Annotated in this window: 16 protein-coding genes and 4 tRNA genes; 8 read left to right on the top strand and 12 right to left on the bottom strand. The window is 34.1% G+C overall.

Annotated features, from left to right (window positions below):
- The first annotated feature begins 234 nt into the window (after window positions 1-234).
- Window positions 235-993, top strand: coding sequence for a pyruvate formate lyase 1-activating protein (pflA, locus tag J3U24_RS03330; protein WP_267330064.1), 759 nt, complete (start codon window positions 235-237; stop codon window positions 991-993).
- Window positions 994-1,046: 53 nt separating this feature from the next.
- Here the strand turns inward: pflA and rarD are convergent, their stop codons facing one another.
- Both rarD and serS read right to left on the bottom strand, forming a co-directional pair.
- Window positions 1,047-1,943: an EamA family transporter RarD gene (rarD, locus tag J3U24_RS03325; protein WP_065734215.1), complete on the bottom strand. Its 897-nt coding sequence runs from the start codon at window positions 1,941-1,943 to the stop codon at window positions 1,047-1,049.
- Between the two features lie 74 nt (window positions 1,944-2,017).
- Window positions 2,018-3,310 carry a serine--tRNA ligase gene (serS, locus tag J3U24_RS03320; protein WP_065734216.1) on the bottom strand — a complete coding sequence of 431 codons (1,293 nt, stop codon included), beginning with the start codon at window positions 3,308-3,310 and terminating at the stop codon, window positions 2,018-2,020.
- Window positions 3,311-3,908: 598 nt separating this feature from the next.
- Between serS and J3U24_RS03315 the strand changes: the two genes are divergently transcribed.
- Window positions 3,909-4,181 carry a DUF4190 domain-containing protein gene (locus J3U24_RS03315; RefSeq protein WP_065734217.1) on the top strand — a complete coding sequence of 91 codons (273 nt, stop codon included), beginning with the start codon at window positions 3,909-3,911 and terminating at the stop codon, window positions 4,179-4,181.
- A 504-nt stretch (window positions 4,182-4,685) separates the two neighbouring features.
- Here J3U24_RS03315 and J3U24_RS03310 read toward each other — a convergent pair.
- From J3U24_RS03310 to recA, 8 genes are all read right to left on the bottom strand, one after another.
- Window positions 4,686-4,762: transfer RNA gene (locus tag J3U24_RS03310), tRNA-Arg, on the bottom strand.
- A gap of 18 nt (window positions 4,763-4,780) precedes the next feature.
- Window positions 4,781-4,857, bottom strand: a tRNA-Arg gene (locus J3U24_RS03305).
- A 16-nt stretch (window positions 4,858-4,873) separates the two neighbouring features.
- Window positions 4,874-4,950, bottom strand: a tRNA-Arg gene (locus tag J3U24_RS03300).
- 18 nt (window positions 4,951-4,968) lie between these two features.
- Window positions 4,969-5,061: transfer RNA gene (locus J3U24_RS03295), tRNA-Ser, on the bottom strand.
- Window positions 5,062-5,184: 123 nt separating this feature from the next.
- The gene (gene csrA, locus J3U24_RS03290; protein ID WP_065562297.1) at window positions 5,185-5,385 is read right to left on the bottom strand and encodes a carbon storage regulator CsrA; all 201 of its coding nucleotides are present in this window, start codon (window positions 5,383-5,385) and stop codon (window positions 5,185-5,187) included.
- A gap of 139 nt (window positions 5,386-5,524) precedes the next feature.
- Window positions 5,525-8,158 carry an alanine--tRNA ligase gene (gene alaS / locus J3U24_RS03285; protein WP_267336727.1) on the bottom strand — a complete coding sequence of 878 codons (2,634 nt, stop codon included), beginning with the start codon at window positions 8,156-8,158 and terminating at the stop codon, window positions 5,525-5,527.
- Between the two features lie 196 nt (window positions 8,159-8,354).
- On the bottom strand, window positions 8,355-8,855 hold the full coding sequence (locus J3U24_RS03280) for a regulatory protein RecX (RefSeq protein WP_267330067.1): 501 nt from the start codon (window positions 8,853-8,855) through the stop codon (window positions 8,355-8,357).
- Window positions 8,855-9,901, bottom strand: a complete 1,047-nt coding sequence (gene recA / locus J3U24_RS03275; RefSeq protein ID WP_065562294.1) for a recombinase RecA — start codon at window positions 9,899-9,901, stop codon at window positions 8,855-8,857. Before recA ends, J3U24_RS03280 begins: the two co-directional genes overlap by 1 nt.
- Before the next feature lie 419 nt (window positions 9,902-10,320).
- On the opposite strand from recA, the gene J3U24_RS03270 reads away from it, so the two are divergent.
- The 3 genes from J3U24_RS03270 to J3U24_RS03260 are packed head-to-tail and all read left to right on the top strand — an operon-like array spanning window position 10,321 to window position 13,793.
- Window positions 10,321-11,559, top strand: a complete 1,239-nt coding sequence (locus tag J3U24_RS03270; RefSeq protein WP_267336728.1) for a PqiA/YebS family transporter subunit — start codon at window positions 10,321-10,323, stop codon at window positions 11,557-11,559.
- Between the two features lie 15 nt (window positions 11,560-11,574).
- Entirely contained in the window at window positions 11,575-13,212 is a 1,638-nt protein-coding gene (gene pqiB, locus J3U24_RS03265) for an intermembrane transport protein PqiB (protein ID WP_267336730.1), read from the top strand.
- Window positions 13,212-13,793: a PqiC family protein gene (locus J3U24_RS03260; RefSeq protein WP_267336731.1), complete on the top strand. Its 582-nt coding sequence runs from the start codon at window positions 13,212-13,214 to the stop codon at window positions 13,791-13,793. The genes pqiB and J3U24_RS03260 overlap by 1 nt, the downstream gene beginning before the upstream one ends.
- Before the next feature lie 58 nt (window positions 13,794-13,851).
- On the opposite strand, the gene pabB is transcribed toward J3U24_RS03260, so the two are convergent.
- Window positions 13,852-15,588 carry an aminodeoxychorismate synthase component I gene (pabB, locus tag J3U24_RS03255; RefSeq protein WP_267336732.1) on the bottom strand — a complete coding sequence of 579 codons (1,737 nt, stop codon included), beginning with the start codon at window positions 15,586-15,588 and terminating at the stop codon, window positions 13,852-13,854.
- Window positions 15,589-15,590: 2 nt separating this feature from the next.
- Window positions 15,591-16,157 carry an anthranilate synthase component II gene (locus tag J3U24_RS03250; RefSeq protein ID WP_065734224.1) on the bottom strand — a complete coding sequence of 189 codons (567 nt, stop codon included), beginning with the start codon at window positions 16,155-16,157 and terminating at the stop codon, window positions 15,591-15,593.
- A 433-nt stretch (window positions 16,158-16,590) separates the two neighbouring features.
- Here J3U24_RS03250 and manD point away from each other — a divergent pair, with 433 nt between their 5' ends.
- From manD to J3U24_RS03235, 3 genes are all read left to right on the top strand, one after another.
- Window positions 16,591-17,805, top strand: coding sequence for a D-mannonate dehydratase ManD (gene manD, locus J3U24_RS03245; protein ID WP_065734225.1), 1,215 nt, complete (start codon window positions 16,591-16,593; stop codon window positions 17,803-17,805).
- A 313-nt stretch (window positions 17,806-18,118) separates the two neighbouring features.
- Window positions 18,119-19,522 carry a glucuronate isomerase gene (uxaC, locus tag J3U24_RS03240; protein ID WP_267336733.1) on the top strand — a complete coding sequence of 468 codons (1,404 nt, stop codon included), beginning with the start codon at window positions 18,119-18,121 and terminating at the stop codon, window positions 19,520-19,522.
- Window positions 19,523-19,597: 75 nt separating this feature from the next.
- On the top strand, window positions 19,598-21,106 hold the full coding sequence (locus tag J3U24_RS03235) for an MFS transporter (protein WP_267331192.1): 1,509 nt from the start codon (window positions 19,598-19,600) through the stop codon (window positions 21,104-21,106).
- The last annotated feature ends 9 nt before the right edge of the window (window positions 21,107-21,115 follow it).

Below are 21,115 nucleotides of genomic sequence, written 5' to 3'. Positions count from 1 at the left end.
GGCGCCTACTTGAGGCGCTATTTTTTTATCAGAATAAGATTAAGATTTATTGATTCCATATCAATATTCTTAAAAAGAATGTTTTTCAACTGTTATTCTCATCATTAATTTAATAAGCGATTATCCAATTAATACAATTGGTGTAAGAAAGTATCATATGAGTTAAAATATCTTAAACAATAAAAAAGTAATATGAGCAAGCACTAGAGAATTTTTATGGAACAAAATATTATTATGACAACAAAGCAACCAATCAAAGGTCGCATCCACTCTTATGAGTCGTTTGGTACCGTAGATGGGCCAGGTATACGTTTCATTGTTTTTTTTCAGGGTTGCTTGATGCGTTGCTTGTACTGCCACAACCGAGATACTTGGGATTTAAAAGCAGGCCGTGAAGTCACTGTTGATGAACTGATGAAAGAGATCGTTACTTACAAAAGTTTTATTATGCCTAATGGCGGGGGCGTAACCGCTTCTGGCGGTGAAGCGACACTACAATCTGAGTTTATTACTGAATGGTTCAAAGCTTGTCATCAAGAAGGTATTCACACATGCTTAGATACCAATGGTTATGCAAGACAGTTAGATCACACAGTTGAAGCACTTATGGAAGTGACAGACTTAGTCATGTTAGATCTCAAACAAATCAATGATGAAATACATCAAAAACTAGTTGGCGTACCTAATAAGCGTGTGCTCGAGTTTGCTAAATATCTACAAAAAATTAATAAGAGAACCTGGATACGATATGTGGTTGTACCGGGGTGGACTGATGATGATAATTCCGCACATCTTTTAGGGCAATTTATTCAAGGTATGGAGAATATTGAGCGAGTAGAGTTATTACCCTATCATAAGATGGGCGCTTACAAATGGGATACGTTCGGAGATAAATATCAGTTAGAAGGGGTAGAGGCGCCACCGCGAGAAACCTTAGACAGAATACAACAGATCATAGAAAGTTATGGTCAATCGGTTACATTTAGTAAATAACATGATAATAAAAAAGGTACCAGCTAGGGTACCTTTTTAGTTGCTATCCTTTTTTATCTAATTCTTTTACGCTTTATTGCTCGCAAAACAAAAATCGTTCCCTCCAGCGCAAGTACACATACTGACAACCAAATAAAGCTGTAAGAGATAATATGTTGTGCCGAGATCGATTCATGTAAAAATAGAACTGATACAAGCGTTAATAAAACGGGTTCAACATATCCAAGCAAACCAAATAATCCCAAAGGTAATAGTCGTCTAGCTAAAAAGTACATAGCAAAGGCGATAGCAGTAATGATCCCTAGCATTGGGATAAAAATGTGAAAGTGCGTAATATCACTCACAATCTGGCTAAATGGGTAATTAAAGGCGAAATAAATCACGCAACCAATAAATATAAAAAAGAAGTCGGAAAAGGTGCCACAAATCCCCTCTATTTGCAATTTACGACGTGTAATAAAGTAAATGGGGTAACCCAATGCAACCACTGCTGTTTCCCACGAAAATGCGCCTGTGGTATAGATTTCAACGGCTACGCCGATAGCAGCAAGGCAAACGGCAATCTTTTGCAAAAAGCTGAGTTTTTCCTTGTAAAAAATTTGACCTGAAATCACCATGGTTAATGGTAATAAGAAATAACCTAAAGAAGCCGATAAGCCATGCCCATTAAGCGGTGCCCAAATGAAAATTAACATCTGAATAGTTAACAATAGGGAGGAAAAGATCAATCCGACTAAAATCATCGGTTGCTCTCTAATGCGCTTAAATAAATCCCTAATTGCGGACCACTGGTGTTCTATAAAGACTAACACCACTATGGCTGGAAACGAGGTTAATAAACGCCAGCAAAAGATGTCAACCACAGGAAGAGGCTGTAGTAAAACCGGATAGTAGTAAAGTAAGCCAAAAAGGCATGATGCGAGTATTGAAAGAACAACACCTTTAATCATTTTTCCACCTTTAATAAAAAAATAGCGCTAATTAATAGCGCTAAAAATGAAGTAAGCAAACTTTTAGTACATGGTTAACCGATTACTTCAACACCATTCATATATGGCACTAAAACAGAAGGCACTTTAATGCTTCCGTCTGCCTGTTGGTAGTTTTCCATGATTGCCACTAATGTGCGTCCAACAGCTAATCCTGAGCCATTTAAGGTATGGACTAAATAGGTTTTGTTATCCGCTTTATTACGATATCGAGCTTGCATTCGGCGAGCTTGGAAATCCCACATATTAGAACAAGACGAGATTTCTCGATAAGTGTTTTGAGCCGGTACCCAAACTTCAAGATCGTAAGTTTTGCATGAACCAAAGCCCATATCGCCGGTACACAATACGATTTTACGGTATGGCAATTCAAGTAGCTGTAAAACCTTTTCCGCATGTGCTGTCAGCTCTTCTAAAGCTTTCATAGATTCTTCCGGTTTAACAATTTGCACAAGTTCGACTTTATCAAACTGATGCATACGAATTAAGCCACGGGTATCTTTGCCATAAGAGCCTGCTTCAGAACGGAAACAAGGTGTATGAGCAGTCATTTTCATCGGAAGCTGGCTTTCATCAAGTATCTCATCACGCACTAAGTTAGTTACCGGCACTTCTGCCGTTGGAATTAATGCATAGTTACTGCTTTCAGCTTCTTCATCGAGAGGTTTAGTATGGAAAAGATCACCTGCAAATTTAGGTAATTGACCTGTGCCAAATAAGGTAGCATGATTAACAAGATATGGAACATAGATTTCAGCATAGCCATGTTGTTCAGTATGCAGATCTAACATAAATTGAGTAATCGCTCGATGTAAACGGGCTAATTGTGATTTCATTACCACAAAACGTGCACCAGTAAGTTTTACCCCAGCAGCAAAATCAAGGCCACCAAAACGTTCACCTAAAGCGACATGGTCTTGGATTGGAAAATCAAAAGTCCTTGGTGTACCAAAACGAGATACCTCAACATTATCGCTTTCATCTTTACCATCGGGTACAGAGTCATCAGGAATATTTGGAATGTTGGATGCAATATCTTTAATTTGGTTTAAAAGGATATCAAGCTCTGCTTTAGCGCTGTTAAGCTTTTCGCCTAATTGGTTTACTTCTTCTCGTACAACTGAAATATCTTCACCACGTGCTTTAGCTTCCCCAATAGCTTTAGAGCGGGCATTACGCTGTGCTTGTAAATTTTCAGTTTCAACTTGTAATATTTTGCGCTTTTCTTCTAATTGTCGAATGGTTTCAACATCTAATTTAAAACCACGACGTGCTAATTTGCTAGCAACAAGATCTAATTCGTTTCGAAGTAAATTTGGGTCCAACATAAAAAAGTCCATTATCGTTTATTAATGTTATCTATTTAATTTTCTGTTTGAGTTAACAAAAAATATGATGAATAACACATATGAAATTTGTGAGCTTAGTATACTAGAATTATATCGGGTTTCAACCGAAGTGGTAAACCCGAAAAAATCTAACTGATAGCCATAAATCAAAGTAGTTCAATAGGATAAAAATAATTATTTTTTATATACGCTGATTTTATACATATACAAATTTTATCTATTATTTTATTTGCTAATACTGTTGAATATTTTAACTTAACTATTATTCATAAAAGGAAAAACAAATACAAGTTATTAACAATCATTTTTTAGTAAATTTTATAATACCAATGCTGTATTTTGAGTTGAAGTCTATTTTTCTGTATTTCATAGTTGTAAATCAACGTACAAACCATTTATTTAAGATTATATGTATATTTTGCTGATATAAATCTTATTAAGATATTTAATGGAATAAATTATTATGATTTGCCATTGGTAAAGTGGAATCTGTCTTAGATTGATCTGCTAAACCGATAATATTATACTTAATCACAATTTGTTTAACTTTTCGAAATCTTTACGGAGCAAAAAATAAGTGGATCAACAGCAATATAAAGTAATAAGTGGTTTAGCTATAGCAGGGATGGTTTGCGGAATTATATCACTAATCCCAATAGGCCTTATAAGCATTGTATTAGCTATTGTAGCTATAGTATTAAGTGCAGTTGCTAAAAGTGATATAAAAACTAATAACAAAAGTGGTTCTGGTTTTGCAACAGCAGGAATCGTTTGTGGAATCATTACCCTTGTATTATGGTTTTTATTCTTTTTCGTAATTGGCAGTATATTATTATCAGCTAACCATTAATCTCATAAATAAAGAATAATGTTATGGTGAATTAAAAGCTGTCAGCTTATTATGAATAAAAGATTGTGTTCTAATAAATACCCAATTGTTTCTGCAATAAACGCATTGCATTTCATATCAAACATTCAATATAGGCTTCTTAATATTTAATTCTTTAATTTTATCATTGAAAGTATAAACAAAGCTTTTAAGTAATTATTTTTCGGTTGTCCTTGATGTTCTTTTTATAACTTTATTTTTTCTAAGTCGATGTACTTTAATTTTATTATTGCCAATTTAAAATTTAAGCTTGTACGAAGCTTTTTAAGAGCGGGTAGGGTAATATTTAAGGGAAAACAGAAAAAGCTTTGTATAGTGATTTGTAGCATTCAACGTTTTTAAAATAGTTTGTAGTCCTAATAAGCTAAAAGTAAATAACATTGTTAATGAGTATAACCTTTTATGATATTCAATATAACGTTTAATTGGCATTATAAATCGAAGAAGGTTTTTAGGATGCTTAAATGGCGCACCCGAAGGGATTCGAACCCCTGACCGCTCGGTTCGAAGCCGAGTGCTCTATCCAGCTGAGCTACGGATGCTTGTAAGTTCGTAAAAAATGGTGCATCCGAAGGGATTCGAACCCCTGACCGCCCGGTTCGTAGCCGGGTACTCTATCCAGCTGAGCTACGGATGCGTATTAGATTTTAAAATGGTGCATCCGAAGGGATTCGAACCCCTGACCGCCCGGTTCGTAGCCGGGTACTCTATCCAGCTGAGCTACGGATGCATATTTTAATTTTTAAAATGGCGGTGAGAGAGGGATTCGAACCCTCGATGCAGCTTTTGACCGCATACTCCCTTAGCAGGGGAGCGCCTTCAGCCTCTCGGCCATCTCACCAAAACATTATGACTCTGCTTGAACAACAAAATCATAATGTGTGGCGCACATATTACGTTCTACAAAAAATAAGTCAAACATTTTTTTGCGAACACGTGCTGGTTGTTTATTTAGTGCCCAATATTACTCTTTGGGTTGAACTAATTCATCAACTTTGTCTTGTGATTGATGAATACGGTTGTAGATTTCTTCTCTATGAATAGAAACTTCTTTAGGTGCGTTAATACCGACTCTGACCTGATTACCTTTCACGCCCAAGACGGTAATAACAACATCGTCACCAATGATAAGTGTTTCACCTACTCTCCTAGTTAAAATTAACATTAGATCTCCTAATATCAGTTAAGTATATATCCAAACAATTTTAAGATATAGCTTCGTCAGCCTACTATCGAAGAGATAGAAAGACGTAATTTTACAGAAATACACTAATGTCTAATTAACAACACTGGAGTACTTCCGGCTAACTTGCTTGTAATTTATTACTGATTTCCTTTTTTACAGAAGATAACGCTTCTGGTAACGCCGAAAGATCCATTCCACCTGCTTGGGCGAAATCAGGCCGCCCACCGCCTTTACCACCTACTTTTAATGCTAATTGAGAAACTAATTCGCCAGCTTTAACAATGTTTAATAAATCATTGGTTACACCAGCAGCTAAATTGATTTTGCCATCATTGACAGCAGCTAAAATAATTACGCCAGTTTTTAATTGATTTTTGAGATCATCAATCATGGTACGTAACATTTTTGCCTCGACGTTATCAACCTTAGCAATTAGTAAGTTTTTATTATTGATTTCCACACATTGATTAAGCAATTGCCCACTTTGTTGGCTAGCTTGTTGGGCTTTTAACTGCTCTATTGCTTTTTCAAGTGTTTTGGTTTGATCGAGCAGTTGCTCAATTCGTGATAAAACAGCAGATTTATCACTTTTAACCAATTGTCCAATTTGATTTAGCAAATTGGATTCATGGTGTATATATTCCATCGCATTTTGACCTGAAGTAGCTTCAATACGACGTACTCCTGATGCAATACTTGACTCAGAAATAATTTTAAATAGTCCTATATCTCCAGTTCTATCAACATGTGTTCCACCGCAAAGCTCAATGGAGAAATCTCCCATAGTTAATACTCTTACAATATCTTCGTATTTTTCACCAAATAGCGCCATAGCACCTTTATTTTTAGCCTGATCAATAGGCATGAGTTCTATGTCTACTGGTAAATTACGTCGAATTTGTTGATTAACTAAATTTTCAATTTCTTCAATTTGTTCTGATGTAATCGGTTGATTATGTGAGAAATCAAACCGAAGATAGCTATCGTTAACTAATGATCCTTTTTGATGTACATGACTTCCTAAAATACGTTGTAACGCGGCTTGTAATAAATGTGTTGCAGAATGATTACGACGAATGCGTTCACGTATCTCTACATCGATTGCAGCTGTTACTATATCACCAACTTTCAATGATCCTTTGGTGACCTTACCTATATGACCAATGCTTTTACCATATTTCTGGCTGTCTGAAACGTTAAATACTAAATCGGCAGCGGTTAATACACCTTTATCGCCAACTTGACCACCAGATTCACCATAAAATGGTGTTTTATCTAATATGACAACAGCTTGATCACCGGCATTTATTGTTTCAACTTTGTTTCCATTTTGGAAGATTGCAATCACTTTTCCTGAAGCTTCGCTAGATTGATAACCTAAAAACTCTGTCTTATCATCAAGCTTAATCATATTGCTATAATCAACGCTGAATGAACTAGATTCACGAGCTCGTTTACGTTGTTCTTCCATGCATTGATTAAAGCCATTTTCATCAATAGTGATATTCTTCTCGCGACAAACGTCAGCGGTTAAATCTAATGGAAAACCATAAGTATCATAGAGTTTAAAAGCAATATCGCCAGGTAATACATTGTTAGTAATCTTACCTAACTCTTGGTCTAGTAAGAATAAACCCCGTTCTAATGTTTTTAAGAACTGCTCTTCTTCAGTTTTAAGTGTATTTTCAACTATCTTTTGATTAGTTGCTAATTCATTAGCAGCATTTCCCATTACGTCAATTAATGGTTTAACTAGCTTATAGAAGAAAATATCTTTAGCACCTAACATATGTCCATGGCGTACTGCTCGGCGAATAATTCGACGTAATACATAACCACGCCCTTCATTTGAAGGTAGGACTCCATCAGAAACTAAAAAGGCGCAAGAACGTATATGATCTGCAATTACTCTTAATGATTTACTTTCTAAATCTTTAACTTGAATGATTTCAGCAGCAGCTTTTATTAATGTTTTAAACAGATCAATATCATAATTTGAATTGACATGTTGTAACACAGCTGCTATTCGTTCAAGCCCCATACCAGTATCAACTGATGGTTTAGGCAAAGGTTCCATAGTACCGTCAGCAAGGCGGTTAAATTGCATAAAGACGAGATTCCAAATTTCAATAAATCTGTCACCATCTTCTTCAGCACTTCCAGGTGGTCCACCCCATATATGATCACCATGATCATAAAAAATTTCTGTACAAGGCCCACAAGGTCCTGTATCACCCATTTGCCAAAAGTTATCGGATGCATATGGTGCACCTTTATTATCGCCTATGCGGATGATACGCTCTTTAGGAATACCGATTTCATTTTCCCAAATAGCAAATGCTTCATCATCAGTTGCATAAACAGTAACCGTCAATCTTTCTTTTGGAAGATTAAACCATTTTTCACTGGTTAGTAGTTCCCAAGCAAAATGAATCGCATCACGTTTAAAATAATCGCCAAAACTGAAATTCCCAAGCATTTCAAAAAAAGTATGATGCCTAGCAGTATAACCTACGTTGTCAAGGTCATTATGTTTTCCGCCTGCTCGTACACAACGTTGAGATGTTGTTGCTCTGGTATAAGGTCGTTTATCAATACCAAGAAAAACATCTTTAAACTGATTCATTCCCGCATTTGTAAATAAAAGTGTTGGGTCATTGTGTGGAACAAGGGAACTACTTGCAACGATTTCGTGTCCTTTGCTATGGAAAAAGTCAAGAAAACTTTGACGAATTTCTGCAGTGCTTTTCATTTATGCTTCCATATTAAACGATAAATTTTTAGACATAGTAATATACCCGTTACAACTTAAGTTGAAAAGTAAATATTCTTAGTACAACGATTGATCTAGTTACTATTAATAAGTAATAAGGAATAAAATTAAAAGATCTTGAGAGCTTTTTACGTAATGGGTATTATCTAAGTAATATTGTAGGGACTATAATAATTTAAGTCAACAAACTATACGCAGTTTTTATATCAAGTTGTGTAAATCCTCGGGCCTTTAAAAATTGTATTACTTTTTGTTTTTGTTGATTATTTTTTGGTTCGATAAGTTTGAACTTTTTTAATAATTGATGACATGCAATTTTTGACCAATCAATATCAGCTAAAAGTAATAGCTCTCTACTAAGATCTGATGGCAAACCTCGCTGTTTTAATTCCAAGCTTATTTTATATTTTCCATAACCTTTATGAGCACGCATAAAGATATACTTTTCAATATACTGCTTATCATCCATCCAATGTTGATTAGTACAGTGTGCAATTACATGTTCTATTTCTGTTTTTAACTTATTTAGTTGTTCTGGATAATCATCTTTTGAGCAAGTAATTTTTTTGCTAAAAAATAATGTTAATTTTCGGCTAAGTTCGCATGATGAGTGATCACGCTGTGCAAGTAATTGCACAGCTTTATTTAAGATTAATTTATTGAGTTTTTTTTCCATTACTCAAAGCTTTCATCATCTGCCGAAACGTCTTCATCATCAGCAGAGAAAACAGCAGGACTGTTTAACAATAAATCGCGTAATTTAGTTTCAAGTTCTTTGGCAATTTCAGGATGTTCTTGTAAAAACTTAATTGAATTTGCTTTACCTTGACCTACTTTCTCACCGTTGTAGCTATACCAAGCTCCAGCCTTATCGACTAATTTATGTTTAACACCTAAATCAATCAATTCACCTTCTTTAGAGATACCACATCCATAAAGGATTTGGAATTCAGCTTGTCTAAACGGTGCAGCTACTTTATTTTTAACTACTTTTACACGCGTATCACTACCAATAACATCTTCGCCTTCTTTTACCGCACCAGTACGACGGATATCTAAACGAACAGATGCATAGAATTTTAAGGCATTACCACCGGTAGTTGTTTCTGGATTTCCAAACATTACACCAATTTTCATACGAATTTGGTTAATGAAAACGACAAGACAATTTGCATTTTTGATATTAGCGGTTAATTTACGTAATGCTTGAGACATTAAGCGTGCTTGTAACCCCATGTGAGAATCGCCCATTTCACCTTCAATTTCTGCTTTTGGTGTTAATGCTGCAACCGAGTCCACAATAATCACATCAACTGCACCAGAGCGAACTAATGCATCACAAATTTCAAGAGCTTGCTCTCCTGTATCAGGTTGAGAAACTAATAAATCATCGACTTGAACACCTAACTTAGCTGCATAGATAGGATCTAAAGCATGTTCAGCATCGATAAATGCACAGGTTTTACCTTCTTTTTGTGCTTGAGCAATAACAGATAATGTTAATGTTGTTTTCCCTGATGACTCCGGCCCAAAAATTTCAACAATTCTTCCCATTGGCAAGCCGCCGATACCTAATGCAATATCTAACCCTAAAGAACCTGTTGAAACCGCATCTACGTCTAGTGTCTGAGTATCACCTAAACGCATTATTGAACCTTTACCAAATTGTTTCTCGATTTGGCTTAATGCTGCAGAAAGTGCACGTTGTTTGTTTTCATTCATATAATAAAATTCCAATAAGTAAGGATATTGGGGTACATTATACTGTATTGTTATACAGTATCAAGTTTTTTTTATAAACATTCATAAATTAGTTAACTCTGTGAAATTGGTCACAAAATTTATTAATTTTTTGCAGAATTTGTTTATGATCTAGTGCTGAAAAAGATATTGAATTATTTAAAAAGGCGACTAAAAAATAGAGCTTTTAAAAAATGAGAATAATCAAATTAAGGTAATTTAATTAGGTAATACTTTCATAAAAAAAGACCATTTGGTATGATGATAGAAATAAATTTTAGTCGTTATTGATGTATTAAATTAATTGCCTCAACATATTATAATCATTGAAGATTTTTATACCTAAATGTTATGCTAATCAAAAACATCTTTATAGCTTAAAATATAAATAAAGGAAAAAAATGACCACTGATAGTCAAGACTATGTATTGTGTTCTCATTGTGATTTGGTCATCGAATTAGCTGATGTTGCAGTTGGCCACAAAGCTGTTTGTCCACGATGTAATACAATATTATTTAAAAACAATGTCAATATGAAGTTTAGAGCGGCAATGTATGCAATTTGCTCTCTAATTATGCTCATTGTTGCTTGTGGTTTTGTTTTTATTGATATCAATTTAGTTGGTAATGTCAATGGCGTAAGTGTGCTGGACATTCCAAGAATACTTTTTATTGATAAATATAGTTATATTTCAGCATTATTTATTTTTTTCGTATTAGTCTTTCCATTACACAATTTATCAATTATTGCCTTACTTTGTTCAAATATTAATTTAACCAAATATCGGAAAAGAGATTTACTTATTGTTTATGAAAAATTCCAACATTGGTGTATGCCTGAAATATTTTTAACTGGCATATTAGTTAGTTTCGTTAAATTAATGAGTTATGGCAATATTGGTGTAACTAGCACATTTTGGGCATTTTGTTTATTCGTATTCTTTTATATTAAAGCTTTAGTTATCTTCACTCCGGGTAAAATCTGGAATGAAATTCATCGAAGTGATTTTTCAATAAAAGCATTAGAAGTTGGTGAAACGGGAATTTCTCAAAATATAAAATTGTGTCAATGTTGCCATGCAATCGTCCCTGTTGAGTATGCCAAATGCCCAAGATGTAAACAAAAAAGCCAAGTAAGAGGGCGAGATAAAATACAATGGACAATTGCATTATTGGTAACTTCATTAATAATTTATATTCCCGCTAATTTATTCGGAATTATGATCACAGTTGTATTTGGTTCAGCGTCGACCTCAACTATTATGGATGGTGTTATCTATATGTGGCAGTCAGGGGATGTACCAGTGGCATTAGTTATCTTTTCCGCAAGCGTGGTTATTCCAATTTTAAAGATTATTTCACTCAGCTGGTTATGTTATTTTGCTTTAGCCGTGAAAGATAAAAATAAACATAATTGCTTAAAAATGAAGAAATTATATAATGCGGTAGAATTTATTGGTAAATGGTCAATGATAGATATCTTTGTTGTTTCTGTAGTTTGTTCTTTAGTTAGAAACCAACAAATGATGGGAGTTTATCCTGATATTGGTGTTACTTTTTTCGCAACCGTCGTCATCATTACTATGATTGCATCCCAAAAATTTGATCCACGCTTACTTTGGGATCGAAATCGAAAATAGAATAATAGGAATAATATGGCAACCTCAAAAAAATTAGCAAAAATAATTAAAATCCGAGCAATTTCTGCAATATGGATTATTCCCATAGTAACCGCCGTTGTTGGATTATGGATTATCTATGCCCACTTTGCTGATAGAGGCACATCTTTTACCTTATTAGCCAATGATGCAAATGGCATTGTTGCAGGTAAGACTGTAATCAAAAATCGTAGCGTTGATGTTGGTATAGTTGATGAAGTGACATTATCTGATGACTACAAGAAAGTCGTCGTAAAAGGTCGAATTTATAATGATATGGAGCCATTGTTAAAAAATGACTCAATTTTTTGGGTAGTTAAACCTGAAATTGGCCGTGATGGTGTGACAGGACTTGGCACTATTTTATCTGGTGTATATATTGAACTGGTCTCAGGCAACGATACGCATAGTTTCAAAAATAACCCATTTATTCTATCTGATACACCACCGTTATCTGATCCAAGTATAAAAGGAATTCGCTTAAATTTAGAAAGTGATCAAAGTGGTGTAGTACCTCGTGGTGCAAAAGTGATGTTCCGTGGTTATCAAGTCGGTAATGTTGAAACATCCTTATTTGATGTCGATGCTCGTAAAATGAAATATCAAATTTTTATAACCAAACCTTATGATGCATTAGTTACCGAAAATGTACGCTTTTGGAAAGAGGGCGGAATCAATTTATCGCTATCTTCACGTGGAGCAAGTCTTGAAGTTCCTTCGTTAGATGTTCTAATGTCTGGTGGAATCAGCTTTGATTTACCAGATGGTGCAAAACTAGGTGAACCGGCGAAGCAACATGATGTCTATAAATTATATGAAGATAGAAAATCGATTCAAGATTCACAGTACACTGAATATAAAGAATTTCTAATTATGATTACTGATTCCATATCGGGATTAACCGAAGGTGCGCCAGTGGAATATCATGGTATAAGATTGGGTACAGTGAGTAAAGTACCGTTTTATACCACAGAAATGTTAAAAGAAAGATCAATTCTCAACCAAAAAGTACCAGTATTAATCAGAATAGAGCCTGATCGTCTATCAGAATTAGTTGATGATAAGATCGATATAGCAGCTTTGATAAAAGATGAACAAAAAAATGGACTAAGAGCATCATTAAAAACGTCCAATATGTTTACTGGTGCGCTTTATATTGATCTAGATTTTTATCCTGATTTAAAAAATAAATACAATATAAAATTAGCTAACCAATATGGTTACGATACTATCGAAACAACATCAACAGGATTTGCTCAAATTCAAGCAAAAATATTGCAATTACTCGACAACTTTAACAGTTTACCGTTGAATAACACGATGACACAATTTAATAAATCATTAGAATCAAGTGAAAAACTAATGAATTCATTAAATCAAATTATGGCGAGTAAAGAGATGCAAGCTATGCCGAAGGATTTACAAAAGGCAATTCGTTCATTACACGAGACCATGAAAGGGTTGCAACCGGGATCTGAACTTAACACGCAAATGATCGAAAGTTTACAGAAAATTCAACTAATGATGGACGAGCTGACCCCTTTACTTAACACATTAAATAATAAAAGTAATGCATTGATTTTCTCAGCGCCAAATAAAAAAGACCAAGAACCCAAAGCCAGAGGTAAGAAATAATGGTTAAATTAATTCGAACGCTAAAAGTTACGATATTGGTGACATTATTAGGAACTATAATTGGTTGTTCATCAAATGCACCGAGTAAAAGTTATTTTCAATTAACTAGTAATTTGACTGGCTCAAGAATGACACAAACTACAGATCATTTTATTTGGATTGAGTCCATTGAGGTAGCTAGTTTCTTAAATAAACCCGGTATTGTCCTGCAAACACAGGATATAAAATATGTCACAGCAACTAATCATTTATGGGCATCGACGCTGCCTCAACAACTTGCCGATCGATTGTCACAAGACTTAACTCAAATTTTGCCTAATTATTTGGTGTCAACTAAATCAATTACCACGCCAACTCTTACAGTTAAACTTTTTATTGATGGTTTCCATGGCGGTTATAATGGCGATGCAATCATAAAAGGACGCTGGGTAGTGACAGATAAGAAAGGTAAAATCGTAACTAAAGCTATTGAACGTCATGTTCCACTTGCAACAAATGGTTATGATGCTTTGGTAAAAGCCTTATCCGAAGGCTGGCAAAATGAAGAATTAGACTTTGCAAATTCAATTAAACATTATTAATACTTACTAAACATTCCGTCAATATGATGACGGAATGTTCTCTGCTCTTAATTTCAGATCATGAAAACTGTGCTTTTAATTTATCTAATATCTGGTCTTTAATTTCAACCCATCCTCGCACACTATTAATAAATGCTATTTTCTCGGCTTGCAAAATATCTTGTTTGACAATCTTTTGCTCGGTTAATTGATGATTATCCAAATAATACTGTCGCATAGTACCCGCAAGTAAACCCGAAGTCATAGTTGGTGTTACCCACTTTTCATTAATCAACAACGCAATATTACCATTAACAAACTCAGTGAGTTCATCATATTGATTATAATTGATATATTCTTGACCAACTGCTAATTCAGGAAAGTGTTGTCGATTAGTCGTTTTATGATAGAGAAAAGCGTTTTCCTTATCGACACATTTGGGTGCAAAATCAAGCTTATCAATCACCATTGAGTGAGTAAGTTTATCGAGACTTATTTTTGCTTGGCCATATTTAGGTTGCAGAAGCCTAATTTTATATCTTCCTGATGAATGAGTTTTTGCTAAATTAGTTAATGTCTGTTTAATTGTTTGAATATCACATTCAAAATCAAAATAACTCGTTGAATTTATCAACCTATCTAAATGCATATCAAACAAAATCAACTCGCCATCTTTAAGCAATAATGTTTCAATAATATATTCAGGAATAGTTAGCGTTCGATTTAAGATGGCTGTTTTAGCTAAAATCTCATGATATTCATCATCAGCAGTTGAATCCCATGTAATGCCACCACCAACACCATAATTTAACTGTTGATTATGTATAGTTAAAGTTCGTATTGGAATATTAAATACTGCCTTTTTCATTAAAGGTTCTACATAACCAATTGTGCCACAGTAAACTCCGCGGGCCGAGTTTTCAATATCACTAATGATTTGCATGGTACTTGATTTGGGCGCACCAGTAATTGAACCACACGGGAACAGCGCTTGAAATAGCTGATACAAACTTATATTTTCTTTTACGGTTGCTTGAATAGTTGAAGTGAGTTGCCAGACAGTCGGATACTTTTCTGCTGTAAATAAATGTGGAACGGTTACTGAACCTGGCACTGATATTTTGCTTAAATCATTACGAAGTAAATCAACAATCATCATATTTTCAGCAAGATTTTTTTCTGACTTCAACAGCGCCACTTGTTGTTTATCTTGGTCAGAATTTAAACCTCGTGCTGCTGTTCCTTTCATCGGTTTAGTTGTAATGGTTCTATCTTCTAATTTAAAAAATAGCTCAGGGGAGATAGATAAAATATGATATTTTTCAAATTCAATATAGGCACAATAATTTGCCTGATTATTTTTTTGTAGAAAATGATAATAATCTAAAGGATCACCATTAAATGGAGCGTTAAATTGAATGGTATAGTTAGTTTGATAAGTATTGCCTAATTCAATTTGTGATCGAATATAACTAATTTTCTGCTGATATTCGTCAATATTTGTATCACAAGACAATTCAAAATATTCGGGTAATGCGCATTCAGTATGAGCTATTGTTGTATAGCTCTCAAAAATACCAAAAAAAAGTAAAGGTAAATCCTGGTCTGACTTTGTGACTATTTTGGTCTTATTTGACTCATTAAAGCCCATGGCGCTTTCATAAGCAAGATAGCCGCAAGCAAAATAACCTTGTTGTATAAACTCTTCTATCTCATCAATATGTTTTTTTATTGAGTGATAATCAGATGACTTTATAATCTTTATTGGATCACAAAAATATTTACGTTGCCCCTCAAAATCGATATAAATTTTCATGCTTATTGCTCACTAACAAAATTGCTTATCATTTTTAAACCAAATTCAGTCTTGATCGCTTCAGGGTGGAATTGTACTGATTCGATAGGTAATGTTTTATGACGTAACCCCATAATCAACCCTTGTTTATTAGTAGCAGTGATTGTTAAAGGTGACTCATTTGACGAATTTTGTACAATTAACGAATGATATCTTACAACAGACAGAGGATTTTTAATTCCAGAAAATAATCCCTTTTCATCATGAATGATCTCATCAATTTTTCCATGCATGGGTACAGGTGCTTTAATAATCGAGAATCCAAAATATTGAGCAATCGCTTGATGGCCTAAACAGATACCAAGTATTGGACATTTATTCTCAAAAGCCTGAATTGCTGACAACGATATCCCAGCATTATCTGGCGTACCTGGCCCTGGGGAAATTACCATTTTAGAAAACGACAATCGTTTTAATTCATCAATAGATTTTTCATCATTTTTAATGACCATAACCTTCGCGCCAGCACGGCACAGGTAATCATATATATTAAATGTAAATGAATCGTAGTTATCAATCAGAAGAATCAAAATTATATCCAATACTTATTATTTTAAAAAATGAAGGTTCGAAATGTGACAGATGATTCTATTATAAAAAGGGATATCACATAAAGCAGTTTATATATAAGCTTTCAAAAACCCCGTTCCTCAACTTTTTTTTAAATTTTGAGGAACGGGGTTTTTGAATGTAATTTAAGCAAAAATTTAACTTAGGGGATCAAAATCATGTATAAAATTGCATGATATATAAAATAAATGATATTCCTCTTTCAATAACTTTCAATGCATTACATATGCCATCTTTTATTTAAACTTCTGTGAAGCGAGTTATAAAAGCTCCTTTTTTCTTTGAGATATTTCTTCGTAATGTGATCTCTCTCACAAAAATATACTAATCTACTTGTATGGTAGTATTTAATCGATTAATTTGTTGTCACACAATTTATTTTCGAGGTATTTAATGAAAATTGTAAAAGCAGAAGTTTTTGTTTGTAGTCCAGGAAGGAATTTTGTCACATTAAAAATAACGACAGATAGCGGCGTATATGGAGTAGGTGATGCGACGCTCAATGGACGTGAGCTTTCCGTCGCATCATATCTTAAAGATCATCTTTGCCCACAATTAATAGGGCGAGATGCCAGTCAAATAGAAGATATTTTTCAATATTTCTATAAAGGTGCCTATTGGCGTCGTGGACCTGTGACGATGTCAGCAATATCAGCCATAGATATGGCGTTATGGGATATCAAAGGTAAAGTTGCCAATATGCCACTTTATCAATTATTAGGTGGAGCTTCTCGCACCGGTGTAATGGTGTATTGCCATACCACAGGTAAAGATATTGAAGAAGCGTTAGATGATTATGCTAAACATAAAGAAATGGGCTTTAAGGCTATTCGAGTGCAGTGTGGCATACCAGGAATGAAAACCACCTACGGTCAAAGTAAAGGTAAAAACTTAGCTTACGAACCAGCAACACGAGGTAACTATCCTGAAGAACAGTTTTGGGCTACCGATAAATATCTTGATTTCACACCAAAATTATTTGAGGCAGTGAGAAATAAATTTGGTTTTAACGAACATTTATTGCATGACATGCACCATCGTTTAACACCGATTGAAGCTGCTCGATTTGGTAAAAGTGTTGAAGACTATCGCCTATTTTGGATGGAAGACCCAACACCAGCGGAAAATCAAGAATGTTTCCGTTTAATTCGCCAACACACCGTAACACCAATTGCCGTAGGTGAAGTATTTAACAGTATTTGGGACTGTAAACAGTTAATTGAAGAACAGCTTATTGACTATATCCGAACCACAATAACCCATGCAGGCGGTATAACTCATATGCGTCGAATAGCTGATTTTGCGTCGCTTTATCAAGTTAGAACAGGCTCTCATGGACCATCAGATTTATCACCAATCTGTCATGCAGCTGCACTTCATTTTGATATGTGGGTACCTAACTTTGGTGTTCAAGAATTTATGGGTTACTCAGAGCAAATGCTAGAAGTCTTCTCACCAAACTGGACCTTTACTGATGGTTATATGCACCCAAGTGACAAACCAGGTTTAGGTATCGATTTTGATGAAAAACTAGCAGCAAAATATCCATACAACCCCGCTTATTTGCCAATTGCTCGTTTAGAAGATGGCACGTTGTGGAATTGGTAAGTAGAGGGAGCTTATATGAAAAGTATCGTTGTAAAAAAACCTAATGAACTAGAAATCGAGGAACGTGAAGTTCGTTTATCAGGTTAACTAGCAGGTCAAGTTACGATACTTTTTATGAAAATATAACCATCTAATATTTTAGATATTACATCCAGAATAGATGAAAAAAGAAGTATTAAAGTGTCCATAAAATATTGTATCGGTCATTTTAAATCTATATTGGATATGTGTGTTCTTATTTGGATATAGAACTAGTGTTACAACTATCTATATGCAAAGGAGATTTTATTTATGCACAACGAGGTAATAAAATATGTTTTTAATACATGAAAATTTTCTATTAAATAGCAAAGCGGCACAAAAATTATACCATGAATTTGCCGAAAATTTGCCAATCATTGATTACCATTGTCACTTGGATCCAAAAGAAATTGTTGAAAATAAAAAATTTGATTCAATCTATGACTTATGGTTGTCAGGCGATCATTACAAATGGCGAGCAATGAGAGCCAATGGTGTTGATGAAGAGTTCATTACAGGTAATGCAACACCTTTACAAAAATTTAAAGCCTGGAGTGAAACTCTTGAAAACACCATCGGTAATCCTTTGTTTCATTGGAGTCATCTTGAGTTAGCTAACTATTTTGATATTACTCAATCATTAAATGCCAAAAATTATAATGAAATATGGGAACAATGTAACCATATTTTAAAAGAAAAAAATTATACAGCCCAACGACTGATCAGTTTGTCAAATGTCGAAGTTATTTGTACTACTGATTCCCCTTTAGATAGCTTAGAACATCATGATGACATAAAAAAGCAGCATGATTTTAAAACTAAAGTGCTACCAACATTTAGACCAGATGAAGCATTGGATGGTGAGGGTGAAAAATTTATTGCTTTTGTCCAACATCTTGAAAAAAAATCATTAGTTAAAATCAATAATTTTAGTGATTACTTAACAGCTTTAGAGAATCGAGTTGAATATTTTCATCAAAAGGGTTGTCGATTATCTGATCATGGATTGATGAGCATTGAATTTTACCCAAGTGATCTTGAAACACAAAATAGGTTATTTGAGAAAAAGATGAATAACATTGCTTTGGATAAAGTTGAAAAAATACAATATAAATCAGCAGTATTAATTGCATTATCTGGTTTTTATCATAAAAGAAATTGGACTATGCAAATTCACTTTGGTGTTGTTCGTAACAACAATATGATCATGCTCAATAAAGTTGGTATCAATGCTGGATTTGATTCTATTTGTGATCAACAAAATTTAGCAATTAATTTAAATCAACTATTTAATAAAATGAATGAATTAAATTCATTACCTAAAACGATTATCTATAATTTAGATCCTAGTGTGAATGATATTGTTGCCTCGGCAATAGCGAATTTTCAAAAATCAGGATTAGTAAAATCCAATATGCAATATGGAGCTGGATGGTGGTTCAGTGATACTAAAAGAGGAATGTTAAGACAACTTACCACCCTTGCAGACCATGGATTATTAATGAATTTTGTCGGAATGTTAACAGATTCAAGAAGTTTCATCTCTTATACCCGTCATGAATATTTCCGCCGTATCTTATGTAATTTAATTGGTAAATGGGTTACAGACGGAGAAGTACCAGAAGATTATCAATTGCTAGGAAAACTGGTTACGGGCATTTGCTATAAAAATGCGCTTTCCTATTTCGAATTTTAAGTTCGAAGCAAACTTGCAACTTAGATCTTTAAAAAAGGTAAATAAAGATTTGATTATCAAATTAAGGAATAAAGAATGGATACACAAATAAATAAAAAAAGGAAAATAACCCTTCCTATTGCAATTGGTTATGGTCTAACCGACATCATGGGTGGAGGTGCTTTCTCAATTATTGGTGCATGGTTACTATTTTTTTACACAACTTTTGTAGGATTAACACCATTAGAAGCAGCGTCTATTGTTGCTATTGCAAGAATTGTTGATGCAATTGTCAGTCTATTTATGGGCAGTTTTACTGATCACTTCTATAAATATAAATTGGGTCAAAAGTTTGGTCGTAGACGATTTTTCTTATTAATTGGTTCGCCATTGATGTTACTTTATGTATTATTATGGATAGTTGGTATGAATTTTTGGTTCTATCTTGCTGCTTATTTGGCTTTTGAAATCGTCGCTGCAATAGTGCTTATTCCATGGGAAACACTTCCATCTGAAATGACTAAGGACTACAACGACAGAACTAAATTATCAACCGGAAGAATGTTCCTGTCCGCTTGTGGTACTTTTTTAGCGACCTTTGTTCCAGGCATTTTAATTAGTTATTTTGGTGAAAATAATGCCTATGCCTATTTTATTAATGGATTATTCTTTGCAGTAATATTTGCTATTTGTGTATTTATTTCCTATAAAGTTACATGGGAGAGAGAACCAACAGCTGAAATGTTAGCTCACTTACAACAAGCGCCTATCAAAAAAACTTTTGCTGAAAAGTTAACAGCTTTTAAAAAATTATTTGCTGAATACTTCTCTACTTTTAACATAAAAGCATTTAGACGTCATTTAGCTATTTATTTATTTTCATTTACCGCCAAAGATGTATTCAATACAGTATTTGTTTTTTTCTGTGTATATTGTTTAATTGTTCCATCCTCAGTTGCGGCTGCATTACTTTCACTTAGTATTATTGGTCTACCAATAACATTGATTGCTGGTTTTGCCATGGTAAAATATGGACCAGGTAAATTATATACCTTTTCTTATTCAACAATGATTATTTGTATCATTGGTTTTTACTGTGTATATATATTTAATCCTGAATCAAAAATATTACTACTTTATGTTTTTGCCGTTTGCTATCAGGCAGGAAGATGTGTGCTTGAGTTTACACCTTGGAATGTATTTCCTTTTATTCCGGATGTAGATGAAATATTAACCAGACAAAGACGAGAAGGATTATATGCTGCGGTGATGACATTTGGTAGAAAAACGACTGTTGCAATTGCTACATTCGTTGTAGGTCTTATTTTACAAAAAGGTGGTTTTGTGCAAGGAAGTCTTACACAAAGTGAACAAGCAATTACCACCATAGGATTATTATTCCTTTGTGGTACCGCAGGGCTGTTATTTATTGCTTTAATTTTTGCACTCACCTTTAAATTAAATAAACAAACTCATGCTATTTTAGTTAATGAGATTGAAAGATTAAGAAATAATGGTGTTAAAGAAGATGTTACCGATGAAACCAGAAAAGTTATTGAGGATTTAACGGGCCATAAATATGAAAATGTTTGGCGTACTGTTTAATAATTTAAT

It is taken from the genome of Gilliamella sp. B2785 (assembly GCF_026537005.1).
GTDB lineage: Bacteria > Pseudomonadota > Gammaproteobacteria > Enterobacterales > Orbaceae > Gilliamella > Gilliamella apicola_E.
The sequence above is the reverse complement of the archived record's forward strand: the minus strand, read 5'-3'. Positions and strand labels throughout refer to the sequence as shown.

Bases quoted from the DNA above. Each gene is read 5' to 3' on its own strand.
- J3U24_RS03270 (WP_267336728.1), top strand. From the start codon at position 10,321: ATGACCACTGATAGTCAAGACTATGTATTGTGTTCTCATTGTGATTTG.
- J3U24_RS03280 (WP_267330067.1), bottom strand. From the start codon at position 8,855: ATGGAAAAAAAACTCAATAAATTAATCTTAAATAAAGCTGTGCAATTA.
- alaS (WP_267336727.1), bottom strand. From the start codon at position 8,158: ATGAAAAGCACTGCAGAAATTCGTCAAAGTTTTCTTGACTTTTTCCAT.
- uxaC (WP_267336733.1), top strand. From the start codon at position 18,119: ATGTTTTTAATACATGAAAATTTTCTATTAAATAGCAAAGCGGCACAA.
- J3U24_RS03260 (WP_267336731.1), top strand. From the start codon at position 13,212: ATGGTTAAATTAATTCGAACGCTAAAAGTTACGATATTGGTGACATTA.
- pabB (WP_267336732.1), bottom strand. From the start codon at position 15,588: ATGAAAATTTATATCGATTTTGAGGGGCAACGTAAATATTTTTGTGAT.
- manD (WP_065734225.1), top strand. From the start codon at position 16,591: ATGAAAATTGTAAAAGCAGAAGTTTTTGTTTGTAGTCCAGGAAGGAAT.
- rarD (WP_065734215.1), bottom strand. From the start codon at position 1,943: ATGATTAAAGGTGTTGTTCTTTCAATACTCGCATCATGCCTTTTTGGC.
- serS (WP_065734216.1), bottom strand. From the start codon at position 3,310: ATGTTGGACCCAAATTTACTTCGAAACGAATTAGATCTTGTTGCTAGC.
- pflA (WP_267330064.1), top strand. From the start codon at position 235: ATGACAACAAAGCAACCAATCAAAGGTCGCATCCACTCTTATGAGTCG.
- csrA (WP_065562297.1), bottom strand. From the start codon at position 5,385: ATGTTAATTTTAACTAGGAGAGTAGGTGAAACACTTATCATTGGTGAC.
- pqiB (WP_267336730.1), top strand. From the start codon at position 11,575: ATGGCAACCTCAAAAAAATTAGCAAAAATAATTAAAATCCGAGCAATT.
- recA (WP_065562294.1), bottom strand. From the start codon at position 9,901: ATGAATGAAAACAAACAACGTGCACTTTCTGCAGCATTAAGCCAAATC.
- J3U24_RS03235 (WP_267331192.1), top strand. From the start codon at position 19,598: ATGGATACACAAATAAATAAAAAAAGGAAAATAACCCTTCCTATTGCA.